Consider the following 10588-nt stretch of genomic DNA (forward strand, 5'->3'; position numbering starts at 1 on the left):
CCTATGTCTGCCCAACAACTCGCTGATCGCGCCTTGCTGAACCTGGGCCGGGGGTTGAAGGAGAGCGGTTACCGCTTCATTACGCCGACGCCCTTGACCCATGAGCGCGTCTACCGGCGTTTGGCGACGCCGCTGGCGATGACGCTGCGCGACGTATTCGGCTGGTCGATGCCGTTCGACCACGACCTGCTGCCGGAGGCATTTCGCGAAGAGTTGCAGCAAGCCGATGTGATCGAAAAGCACGATGCCTTATGGCGCAGCACGGTGCGTTGGTCGAGCCTCGACGATCTGCTGTTCGCCCATTCGCCGTATCCCACGGTACAAGCGGATGCGGTGTTCTTCGGCCCCGACAGCTACCGTTTTGCCCAGGTGATCGAAGCGCATTTGCAGCAGCGTTTCGAACCGCTCAAGCGTGCGGTGGACATTGGCTGTGGCGCCGGTGTGGGTGCCTTGGTGGTTGCCCGGGCCAGGCATGACGCCCAGGTGCTGGCGGTGGACATCAACCCGCGTGCCCTGCGCCTGACCGCCGTGAATGCCGAGCTGGCCGGGTTGAATAATGTCAGCGTGTACCACAGTGACGTGCTGGCCAGCGTCGAAGGGCAGTTCGACCTGATCGTCGCCAACCCGCCGTACATGAATGATGACCGCCAGCGTGCCTATCGCCATGGTGGCGGGGCGTTGGGGGAGCAGTTGTCGGTGCGCATCGTCAGCGAGTCCCTCGCACGCCTGGCTCTGGGCGGCAGCCTGTTGCTGTATACCGGAGTGGCGATGGTGGCGGGTGGCGATCCTTTCCTTGACGCGGTCAAGCCGTTGCTGGGCAGTGATGCCTACGGCTGGACCTACCGCGAACTGGATCCTGATGTCTTCGGCGAGGAGCTGGAAAAACCTGGCTATGAACGTGTGGAGCGCATAGCGGTGGTTGCGCTCACCGTTACCCGACTGCGTTGACCCTTGATGCTCACTTTCGGCATCGAAGAAGAATACTTCATCACCGATCTGCACACTCGCCGGATGCTCGGCGAGCCTTCGGCAGCGGTGCTGGCGGCCTGTCGCGAGGCGATCGGCGCGGGCTTTGCGTATGAAATGTTCCAGGGCCAGATCGAGGTTGCGTCACCGGTATTCAGTGCCAGCGCTGAAGCCGCGGATTACCTGGCGACAGTGCGTCGCAAACTGGCGCAGCGCCTGGGTGAATTTGGCCTTGGCGTGGTGTGTGCCGGCAGCCATCCGTTGGCCGACTGGCGCGAACAGCGGCCTACTGACCAAGCCCATTTCCAGCAGTTGTTCGACGATATTCAGTATGTAGCGCGGCGCAGCGTGTTGTGCGGGCTGCATGTGCACGTGCAGGTGCCGCACACCCATGACCGCATCGCCGTGATGAACCAGGTGTCACCGTGGCTGCCGCTGCTGTTGCTGCTCAGTTGCTCCTCGCCATTGTGGGATGGTGCGCCCAGCGGCTTTATGAGCTACCGCCAGGCCGCTTGTGATGAATGGCCGCGCATGGGCGTGCCGGAACATTTCGCCGATTGGAACGAATACCTGCGCTACCTCGCGTTGCTGCATCGGATGGGTGCAATCAAGGCCGATGGCAACGGCTGGTGGGGTATCCGCCCGGCGGCGCGTTACCCTACCCTCGAACTGCGCATGACCGATGCCTGCCCGCGGTTGGCGGATGCCCTGGCCCTTGCCACGCTGTTTCGCGTCATGGTCACCCATGCCTGCGGCCTTGAGCGACCCGGCGCCGGGTTCTGTGCGCAAACGCGCTGGCTGCTCAAGGAAAATCGCTGGCAGGCCAAACGCTACGGCGCGGGCGGTCACTTTGCGTTGGACGACACAGGCGCCATGGGCAGCGCCGAACAGTGGTTGCACTGCGCGCGCCAGACGTTCGGTGCCACCGCAGAGGCCATGGGCGAGCCGCGGCTGTTCGATACGCTGCAAGCGCTGCTGCGGCGCGGCAACAGTGCCACCGAACAGTTACGTTGGTACGCCCAGGCCCGCGCCGACGGTGCCGATGAGGTGGGCAGCCTGGGCAGCGTGGTCGACCATTTGCTCGCTCAGAGTCGCGGCGACCATTGATGGGCTGCGCACAGGCGCCTTTTGATGTGTCAGGCCATGGCTTGCGGCTGAATACGCAACTCGCCGTCCACATCCTTGACCAAGCCACTGGCCACGAACAACGGCGCCAGGCGCTTGTGCAACTGCGGCTCGACAAACTCCTTGACCGTGTCCAGCACCAGCACGCCACTGAGCGGCAACTCGGCCTTGGTGTACGACAGCCATGCCTTTTTCAACGCCATCAACACATCGCTGCCCGCCGTCGAAGCGAAACGGCGATGCACTGGCTTGGCGTCGAAAGTGAAGGCGTGCTGGAACTCATAGCCGCTTTCGTCACCGCCACTGGCAGCGCAACGCACGCACGTGCAAGGGCCATCGCCGAAGGCGCTGCGCAGGTAGGCGTTGAAGTCCACCACGGGCTTGAGTGACAGGCGCTTATCGACCTCGAACAGGTCCCCGGTCATTTTTTCGTCAGTGTTCAACGTCCATTTCCTCGCAGTCGGTTGCTGTGTTTCAAAGCGCGGCACAATACCAGCCGAGCGTGGGTTTGGGGATTATTTGCGTCGTGGGAGGGTCAGCGGAAGAACTCACCGGGGGTGGAATCGAACTGCTGACGAAATGCATTGATAAACGCTGAGGTCGATTCATAGCCACACCCCAATGCCACATCCGTCACCCGCTCGCCTTGTTCCAGGGCGGGCAGGGCGCTTAGCAGTCGCAGGCGCTGGCGCCATGCGCGAAACGTCAGCCCGGTGTCACTCAGGAACACCCGACTCAGGGTCTTTTCGCTGACCCCCAGTTTGCGGCTCCACTCGCCCAAGGTGGTCTGCTGCTCGGGGTGCAGGTTCAAGCTGCGGTAAATCTGCCGCAGCCGTGGGTCGTGAGGCAGCGGCAGCATCAAATCCACCTGGGGCGCGGCGGCGAGCTGGTCGAGCAGCACCTGGGCCAGGCGCCCATCCGGCCCATCTTCGGCATATTCCACCGGCACCTGGCTGAAATTACGGATCAACTCGCGCAACAAACTGCTCACCTCCAGCACCTGACACCGTTCGGCCGCCCAGGCAGTGACGCTGCAATCGAGGTACAAGCTGCGCATTTCGGTATGGGGCGAACTGAACACCCGATGGGGCATGCCTGCCGGAATCCAGACGGCGCGCTGCGGGGGCGCGACGAAACGGCCGACGCTGGTGTGGATCTCCAGCACCCCGGAAATCGCGTAGGACAACTGCACCCACGGGTGGCTGTGCCGTCTTGTCAGCGCCCGGTTGGGCAAGGACTCGGTACGCCCATACACCGGCCGTGGCAGGCTGGAAAGCCCGGGCACACTGCGGCGCACGGTTTTTTCATGTCCTTTTGGCGGCATTTACTGGCTCATTGGCGTTAGTCGGTAAAGGATCGTTACGTTAGAGTCGCCGGGACGCTCTTGGCAACCCCTGGAAGATCTGCTTATGACCCGCCCGCGCTTTCTGCCCGACAACTTCACCCTGACCCTGATCGCCACAGTGATCCTTGCCTCCCTGCTACCGGCCAGCGGCCAGACCGCCGTGGCCTTCGGCTGGGTGACCAACCTGGCCATCGCGCTGCTGTTTTTCCTGCACGGCGCCAAGCTGTCACGCCAGGCCATCGTCGCCGGCGCCGGCCACTGGCGCCTGCATTTGTTGGTGTTCAGCCTGACCTTTGTGCTGTTCCCGTTGCTGGGCCTGGCGCTCAAGCCGGTGCTGTCGCCGCTGATCGGCACCGAGCTGTACATGGGCATGCTCTATCTGTGCGCGTTGCCGGCCACTGTGCAATCGGCGATTGCCTTCACGTCCCTGGCCCGCGGCAATATCCCGGCGGCGATTTGCAGTGCGGCGGCTTCCAGCCTGTTCGGTATCTTCCTGACCCCGCTGCTGGTGGCGCTGCTGCTGAACGTACACGGCGATGGCGGCTCCACCGTCGACGCGATCCTGAAGATCAGCGTGCAGTTGCTGCTGCCATTCATTGCCGGGCAAATCGCCCGCCGCTGGATCGGCGACTGGGTCGGGCGCAATAAAGCCTGGCTGAAATTTGTCGACCAGGGCTCGATCCTGCTGGTGGTCTATGGCGCATTCAGCGAAGCGGTCAATGAGGGCATCTGGCACCAGATCCCTCTGTGGCAACTGGGCGGTCTGGTAGTTGCCTGCTGCGTATTGCTCGCGTTGGTGCTGGTAGCGTCCACGTTGTTGGGCAAGGCATTCGGTTTCAGCCAGGAAGACCGCATCACCATCCTGTTCTGCGGCTCGAAGAAAAGCCTGGCCACCGGCGTGCCCATGGCCCAGGTGTTGTTTGCCGGGGCGAGCATGGGCGTGTTGATCCTGCCGCTGATGCTGTTCCACCAGATCCAATTGATGGTGTGCGCGGCGTTGGCCCAGCGTTACGCCCAGCGACCGGAAAGCATCCCTGAGTTGATGGGGCAGGTGGATCCGTGATCCACCTCTAATTCCCAGGCAAATAAATTCAAGTGAACTGCCGCGCCGCCGACTAACCTCTTACTAACCCAAGAAGGAGTGTCGGTATGAACGTTAATCGTTTTTCGGCAGTGATAGGTCTTCTGTGCTTATGGGCAAGCACCTGTGGCGCGGCACAGACACTGGGGCAGGGCACCATCAGGTTCACTGGCGCCATCGTCGAGCCGGGGTGTGCGACAAATGCGCGCAGCGGGTCGGTGATGGAACTGCGCGGCTGTGCCAGGGCCAGTCGCGGCAGCCGCTTCGAGGTGCGCCATGTGGCGCCGGTGGCCAGCGTCAACGCGGCCCATGTGCAACTGGTGGCAGACAGCGGCGAGGGGCGCTATTACGACCAGCGCTATCTGCTGGTAGACACCGCCGGCAAGCCCATTGAGTCCGGCAGCTACATCATTACCATGACGTCGCCATAAGCCATCGGGCGACGATCCGCATCAACAGCCGCGCGAGAAACCTATAGAATGCTCGGCGGCGGCGCTTGTCCTGGGTGGCCGCTTGATCATCGCCAGAGTACCCCGCCCGTCAATGAGCCTTTCAGCCGCAACCCCCCAAGCCAACTGGCAACCGGTCATCGCCCTGGCGCTGGCCGCGTTTGTGTTCAATACCACCGAATTCGTGCCTGTGGGGCTGCTCAGCGCCATTGGCGCCAGCTTCGACATGCCCGTGGCCAGCGTCGGTCTGATGCTCACCATCTATGCGTGGATCGTGTCCCTGACCTCGCTGCCGGTGATGCTGCTGACCCGCAACGTCGAACGGCGCAAGCTGCTGATCGTACTGTTCGGCCTGTTTATCGCCAGCCATATCCTCTCCAGCGTCGCCACCAGCTTCGGCCTGCTGATGGTCAGTCGCGTCGGCATCGCCTTGGCCCATGCCCTGTTCTGGTCGATCACTGCCTCGCTGGCCGTGCGCCTGGCGCCGGAGGGCAAGCAGGTGCAAGCCCTTGGTTTGTTGGCCACGGGCACGTCCCTGGCGATGGTGCTGGGCATCCCCTTAGGCCGCCTGCTTGGCGAGGCCATGGGCTGGCGTACCACGTTTCTGGTGATCGCCGCGTTCGCTGCGGCCCTGGTGTTCTGGCTGGCGCGCACCCTGCCGCCGTTGCCGAGCCAGAACTCCGGCTCCCTGCGTAGCCTGCCGCTGCTGTTCAAGCGCCCTGCACTGGTGGCGCTCTACGTGCTGACCGCGATGACCGTCACCGCGCAATTTACCGCTTACAGCTACATCGAACCCTTCGTCGAAGGCGTCGCCGGGCTGGGGGGCAGTGCGGTGACGTTGATCCTCTTGGTGTTCGGGGGGGCCGGCATTATCGGCTCGTTGTTGTTCAGCCTGGTGCACCGCTTCAACCCGCACCTGTTCGTGATCGGCGCAGTGTTTATCCTCGCCGCGTGCCTGGCGCTGATGCTGCCGTTGAGCGGCGCTGAATCCTACCTGGTGGTGTTGAGCATTTTCTGGGGCATGGCGATCATGGGCTTTGGCCTGGCCATGCAGTCCAAAGTGCTGGTGCTTGCACCGGACGCCACCGACGTGGCCATGGCGATGTTCTCCGGTATCTACAACATCGGCATCGGCGGTGGCGCGTTGATGGGCAGTTGGGTCGGCAGCCACTTCGGCTTCGCCTGGATCGGCGCGGCGGGTGGGCTGCTGGCGGCATTGGCGTTGGTGGGGTATTGCCTGGCGATTCGGCGGTTTGGGACGGGTGTGCCGAGCTGATCGACCAGTATCCAGCGGGTGACCACAGACTAAATGTGGGAGGAGGCTTGCTCCCGATGAGGGAGTGTCAGTCAACACATCAGTGACTGACTCACCGCCATCGGGAGCAAGCCCCCTCCCACACTTACGCCACCGGAATCAATGGATCCGCCGCCGCCAGCGCCACCGCTCGATCCGCCGCGGGTGGGTAGATCCACACGCTGTTGATCTGTTGCTTGAGCGCCTTGGCTTCCTGGCCCACCAGCTTAAGCTGACGGTCCCAGCCTTCGGTGTACACCGCGCCCCAGGCGCCGAGGTCGAGGCAGGTCACGTATTTGGGTTGGCTGTAGGCCATTGGTGCCACACCGATCAAGTCGGCGGCGACGTTGTTACCGGCGTAGCGGCCCAGCGCGATGGCGTGCTGGCAGGACATGGCGGCGAAGTTGCCCAGGTCGTCGGTGGCGGCATAGGCCACGTCCCCGGCGGCGTAGACGGCAGGCTGACCCTTGACCCTGAGAGTGGCGTCCACGTGCAGGCGACCCTGAGGATCGCAGATACCATCGATCTGCTCGGTCAACGGGTTGGCGCGAAAACCAATGGTCCAGATCACGGTGCTGGACGCAATCCGCTGCCCATCCGCCAGAGTCACGCCGTCGGCGTCCACCGAGGCGACCGAGGTGTTCAGTACCCATTCAAGCCCAAGCGCCTGGCTGGCCTCGATGATCGCCGGGCGAATGCCATCCCCCATGGACGCCGCTATCTGCGGGCCCCGGTCTACCACCACCACGCGAATATCGGCAGCATCCCCCAGCGCCGCGCGCAGTCGAGCAGGCATTTCGGTGGCGGTCTCGATTCCGGTAAAACCACCGCCGGCGATGACCACGGTGTTGCGGGCCGGGCTGTCGGGCTGGTTTTTCAGGGCCTTGATATGCGCTTCAAGTCGCGTGGCGTCTTCGATCTGGTCCACGTCGAATACGTGCTGGATGCCGTCCATGCCCGGGCGATTCAAGCGGCTGCCGGCAGCAAGCACCAAGCGGTCGTAGCTGAGGGTGGCCGGGGCTTCCGCTGCGTTGCGGTAAGTCACTTGCCTGGCGTTGGCGTCGATGCTGTCGGCAGCGCCTTGTACAAAGGTCACGCCCACTGCGCTCAACAGCGGGCCGAGCGGCGCCTGCATGGCGTGCACGTCGGGCTCATAAAAACGTGGGCGAATACGCAGTTGCGCCTGCGGGGCGAGCAAGCTGATGTGCACATCGTTGCGGTCGTGTTTGTCCAGCAGGCGGGCCGCGCTCAGGGCGCTCCACACGCCACCGAAGCCGGCGCCAATGATGAGAATGTGTTGTTTCATGGGGTTGCTCCAGAGACCAGGTAAGCCGCAAGGCATTGCCGGATCACTGTAAAAGCCGTACGGCTTGTCAGAAAGGACAGATAACCCTGAATCACTGCCACTTTTAACCGGCCTAGCGAGAAAAGCGCTCGCGGTAGTCGCGAGGTGCGATGGCCAGATGCCGGTGGAAGGTGCAGCGCATACGCTCTTCGTCGCCGAACCCGCACAGCCGGGCGATCTGGTCGATGCTGCGTTGGGAATCTTCGAGCATCCGCCGCGCCGCTTCGATGCGAAACAATTCAATGGCCTTGGCCGGGGTGCGACCGGTTTTCTGTTTATAGACCCGGGCAAAGTTACGCGGGCTCATATGGCTTTGCGCAGCCAGGCGTTCCACGCTGAGGTCGCTGTCGCTTAGGTTGTCGCTGATCCACACGTGCAGGGCATCGAAGCCGGCGCTGTCGGCGGTTTGCGCTTGCAGCACCTGGCTGAACTGCGCCTGGCCGCCGGGGCGCTTGAGGAACACCACCAATTCGCGCGCCACTTGCAGCGCTACCTCGCGCCCGCAATCGGCTTCCACCAGTGCAAGGGCCAGGTCGATCCCGGCACTCACACCGGCGGAGGTCCATACCGTGCCTTGCTGCACGAATATCGCATCCACATCCACTTCGATGCTCGGGAAGCGTTGTCTGAGCAGCTCGCACATGGCCCAATGCGTCGCCGCGCGGCGCCCCTCAAGCAAGCCGGCCTGGGCCAGCAAAAAGGTGCCGCTGCATACCGAGGCAGTACGCCGAGCCTGGCCGGAGGCATTGCGCAGCCAGTCCACCAGCGCAGTGTTATCCGCCATGGCTTGCTCGATGGCGGGCGCACCGGGCACCACCAGCGTATCGATAGCGCCAGGGGCCAACTGTGCCAGCGCCACGGTGTCGACGCTCAAGCCTTCGGCGGTCGGCATCAGGCCACCCGCCAGGCTGGCGTTGTGTACAACGTAGCCGTGCAAACCGCGTTCGGCCATGGCCTTGGTCGCGGCCCAGAACACCGTTTGCGCGCCGGTCAGGTCGAGCAAGCCCATCTGAGGGTAAGCCAGGAACACCAGCGTGCGGGGTTGACCCAGCGGGTTGATAGCGGTCATGCGTCGGCCAGCAGCGTTTCCAGTTTCTCCTGACCCCGCGCAAACTGCAGACGGCTGATGGCTTCCAGGCCGCCGGTGTCGCAGACCACGGTGGTGAATTGCTTGAGTTGTTCGAGCTTGGACGTCATGAGCGGTGGCCTCCAGGAAAGTGGCAAGGACTGCTTTTGTACCACTTCCCGCACGCCTTGTTTACCTAGGGCTGCCAGGTCTGCACCGCCTTGGCATTTACCTCGTTGGGCAGCAGGCCAGCCTTGAAGAACGCATCGGCAATTTTCTGCTGCTCACCCAACTGTTCCAGCGTCACCGGCTGCACCTGATAGCTGCGGTGCGCGTTGGCGGCTTCCACCGTCGCAGCGTCCAGGTTACCCCATAACGGCCCGAGCACTGTTGCCGCCTCCTGCGGATGCGCTTTCACCCATTGGCCGGTTTTTTCCAGTTCTGCAAACACCACCCTCAGCACTTCAGGATGGGCCTTGGCGTAAGGCGTGCCGGTCAGGTAATAACGCTTGTAGCTGGCAAGCCCGGCACCGTCTGCCAGGGTGCGGGTCTGCAGTTGCCGCTGCACGCTGGTGAGGAAGGGCTCCCAGGTGACCCAGGCATCCACCTTGTTGTTTTCGAAGGCGGCGCGACCGTCAGCTGGCGAGAGGTACGCCGGCTGGATATCAGTGAACGCCAGGCCGGCCTTGTTCAGCGCGGCGATGAGTAAATAGTGGGCGCCGGCGGCCTTGGTTACCGCGATTTTCTTGCCTTTTAGGTCCGCCAATTGCTGGATCGGCGAGTCCTTGCGCACCACGATGGCCTGGGCCGCAGGCGAGGGCGCTTCCTGGGCAAAGTAGGTGAGTTGGGCCTCGGCTGCCTGGGCGAAGATCGGCACCGTGTCGGCGACGTCGGCGCTGATATCCACGTTGCCAACGTTCAGCGCCTCCAGCAATGGCAGGCCGCTGGGAAACTCATGCCAGCTGACGTCGATGTGGTTGGCGTTGAGGGCTTTTTCCAGGGTGCCCCGGGTTTTCAGCAGGGTGATCAGGGTCGAGGATTTCTGATAGCCGATGCGCAGGGTCTCCTGGGCGTCGGCGCTCACGGTGATGGAGAAAACCAGCAATCCTAATACAGCAGCAAGCGGGCGGCGGAGGGTCATGAGCGGCTCGATATTCAACGGAATGAGCCGAAGCATAAAGTTCTGAAAACCGATTGATAAATACTCTTTCGATCTGAGCTTAAGGACACTTGAGGCATTGTCCGTTGACTGAATGTGCATCAACCAAATCGGGCCGTGAGCAATCATTCGTTGAGGCGACACAGGCCAAATGTGGGAGGGGGCTTGCTCCCGATGGCGGTGTGTCAGATATGGATTAATTGGCTGACCTGCCGCTATCGGGAGCAAGCCTCCTCCCACAAAAGTTATGGGATGTTGGTGGGTTTGGGTTGCAGGCAATCCAGTGCGCGGTCGGCGAGGGTGCGGGCCATGTCGATCAAGTGGGCGGTGGAGCAGGCCATGTCGCGTTGGCTGCCTTTGAGGCCCTCGGCGGTTTCGGTGGCGGTGGTGGTGGCGCAGCGTAGCAGCGAGGAAATGCTGGCGATCGCGTCTTCGAAGCTCAGGTCTTCGTGGGCAACAAAAACGGGATAGGGTGGGTCGGGGACGACTTTGCTCATGGATGAAGCTCCTGCTTGGATTGGGAGCCATTCTTTTGCCGATCTCACACGTCAAAAGGTGGCAGCTATGTGCGGGGTGAGATACCGGAAAGCAGGACCCGGCCAGACCGAAGTCTGCCCGCACATAGCCGCCATAGACGGTTGTAGCGCATGGCGCCTGCAAATACACGGGATCTCACACCCGATCGCTGATATGCAGCGACGAAGCGAAGGCTAGCCAGCGGGTTGAGCAGGCGCAAGGCCGAAGGATTGTCTAGGAAA

11 protein-coding genes and 1 pseudogene are annotated in these 10588 nt (G+C 62.8%); 5 read left to right on the plus strand and 7 right to left on the minus strand.

All coding sequences use genetic code 11. The annotated features are described in order from the left end of the window. Positions 1–3: 3 nt before the first annotated feature. Both E4O97_RS24955 and E4O97_RS24960 read left to right on the plus strand, forming a co-directional pair. Positions 4–948: a class I SAM-dependent methyltransferase gene (locus tag E4O97_RS24955; protein WP_223019094.1), complete on the plus strand. Its 945-nt coding sequence runs from the start codon at positions 4–6 to the stop codon at positions 946–948. Positions 949–954: 6 nt separating this feature from the next. Further along, positions 955–2073 carry a carboxylate-amine ligase gene (locus E4O97_RS24960; protein ID WP_248132693.1) on the plus strand — a complete coding sequence of 373 codons (1119 nt, stop codon included), beginning with the start codon at positions 955–957 and terminating at the stop codon, positions 2071–2073. 29 nt (positions 2074–2102) lie between these two features. Here E4O97_RS24960 and E4O97_RS24965 read toward each other — a convergent pair whose 3' ends face one another. Both E4O97_RS24965 and E4O97_RS24970 read right to left on the minus strand, forming a co-directional pair. After that, on the minus strand, positions 2103–2534 hold the full coding sequence (locus E4O97_RS24965; protein ID WP_216091606.1) for a hypothetical protein: 432 nt from the start codon (positions 2532–2534) through the stop codon (positions 2103–2105). Between the two features lie 92 nt (positions 2535–2626). After that, positions 2627–3415: a helix-turn-helix transcriptional regulator gene (locus E4O97_RS24970; protein WP_005789004.1), complete on the minus strand. Its 789-nt coding sequence runs from the start codon at positions 3413–3415 to the stop codon at positions 2627–2629. Between the two features lie 85 nt (positions 3416–3500). On the opposite strand from E4O97_RS24970, the gene E4O97_RS24975 reads away from it, so the two are divergent. From E4O97_RS24975 to E4O97_RS24985, 3 genes are all read left to right on the plus strand, one after another. Continuing rightward, on the plus strand, positions 3501–4499 hold the full coding sequence (locus E4O97_RS24975; RefSeq protein WP_248162542.1) for a bile acid:sodium symporter family protein: 999 nt from the start codon (positions 3501–3503) through the stop codon (positions 4497–4499). 86 nt (positions 4500–4585) lie between these two features. Further along, entirely contained in the window at positions 4586–4948 is a 363-nt protein-coding gene (locus E4O97_RS24980) for a type 1 fimbrial protein (protein ID WP_248162544.1), read from the plus strand. Between the two features lie 112 nt (positions 4949–5060). Next, the gene (locus E4O97_RS24985; protein ID WP_078821570.1) at positions 5061–6242 is read left to right on the plus strand and encodes a sugar transporter; all 1182 of its coding nucleotides are present in this window, start codon (positions 5061–5063) and stop codon (positions 6240–6242) included. A gap of 124 nt (positions 6243–6366) precedes the next feature. Here E4O97_RS24985 and E4O97_RS24990 read toward each other — a convergent pair whose 3' ends face one another. From E4O97_RS24990 to E4O97_RS25010, 5 genes and pseudogenes are all read right to left on the minus strand, one after another. Next, a complete protein-coding gene (locus E4O97_RS24990) occupies positions 6367–7566 on the minus strand; it encodes an NAD(P)/FAD-dependent oxidoreductase (protein ID WP_248132699.1) in 1200 nt (399 codons plus the stop codon). A gap of 112 nt (positions 7567–7678) precedes the next feature. Then, a complete protein-coding gene (locus tag E4O97_RS24995) occupies positions 7679–8674 on the minus strand; it encodes a helix-turn-helix domain-containing protein (protein WP_078821568.1) in 996 nt (331 codons plus the stop codon). 44 nt (positions 8675–8718) lie between these two features. Next, positions 8719–8802 (minus strand): annotated as a pseudogene (locus tag E4O97_RS25000) (hypothetical protein); the annotation flags it as partial. A gap of 65 nt (positions 8803–8867) precedes the next feature. Then, on the minus strand, positions 8868–9812 hold the full coding sequence (locus tag E4O97_RS25005; RefSeq protein WP_078821726.1) for an aliphatic sulfonate ABC transporter substrate-binding protein: 945 nt from the start codon (positions 9810–9812) through the stop codon (positions 8868–8870). A 263-nt stretch (positions 9813–10075) separates the two neighbouring features. Then, positions 10076–10327: a DUF3077 domain-containing protein gene (locus E4O97_RS25010; RefSeq protein ID WP_078821567.1), complete on the minus strand. Its 252-nt coding sequence runs from the start codon at positions 10325–10327 to the stop codon at positions 10076–10078. Positions 10328–10588 lie beyond the last annotated feature (261 nt).

This window comes from Pseudomonas sp. W15Feb34, from assembly GCF_023127765.1.
In the GTDB taxonomy this organism is placed as follows: domain Bacteria; phylum Pseudomonadota; class Gammaproteobacteria; order Pseudomonadales; family Pseudomonadaceae; genus Aquipseudomonas; species Aquipseudomonas synxantha_A.

Coding starts and splice junctions, on each gene's coding strand:
- E4O97_RS24955 (WP_223019094.1), top strand. CDS start 4: ATGTCTGCCCAACAACTCGCTGATCGCGCCTTGCTGAACCTGGGCCGG.
- E4O97_RS24960 (WP_248132693.1), top strand. CDS start 955: ATGCTCACTTTCGGCATCGAAGAAGAATACTTCATCACCGATCTGCAC.
- E4O97_RS24970 (WP_005789004.1), bottom strand. CDS start 3,415: ATGCCGCCAAAAGGACATGAAAAAACCGTGCGCCGCAGTGTGCCCGGG.
- E4O97_RS24975 (WP_248162542.1), top strand. CDS start 3,501: ATGACCCGCCCGCGCTTTCTGCCCGACAACTTCACCCTGACCCTGATC.
- E4O97_RS24980 (WP_248162544.1), top strand. CDS start 4,586: ATGAACGTTAATCGTTTTTCGGCAGTGATAGGTCTTCTGTGCTTATGG.
- E4O97_RS24985 (WP_078821570.1), top strand. CDS start 5,061: ATGAGCCTTTCAGCCGCAACCCCCCAAGCCAACTGGCAACCGGTCATC.
- E4O97_RS24990 (WP_248132699.1), bottom strand. CDS start 7,566: ATGAAACAACACATTCTCATCATTGGCGCCGGCTTCGGTGGCGTGTGG.
- E4O97_RS24995 (WP_078821568.1), bottom strand. CDS start 8,674: ATGACCGCTATCAACCCGCTGGGTCAACCCCGCACGCTGGTGTTCCTG.
- E4O97_RS25005 (WP_078821726.1), bottom strand. CDS start 9,812: ATGACCCTCCGCCGCCCGCTTGCTGCTGTATTAGGATTGCTGGTTTTC.
- E4O97_RS25010 (WP_078821567.1), bottom strand. CDS start 10,327: ATGAGCAAAGTCGTCCCCGACCCACCCTATCCCGTTTTTGTTGCCCAC.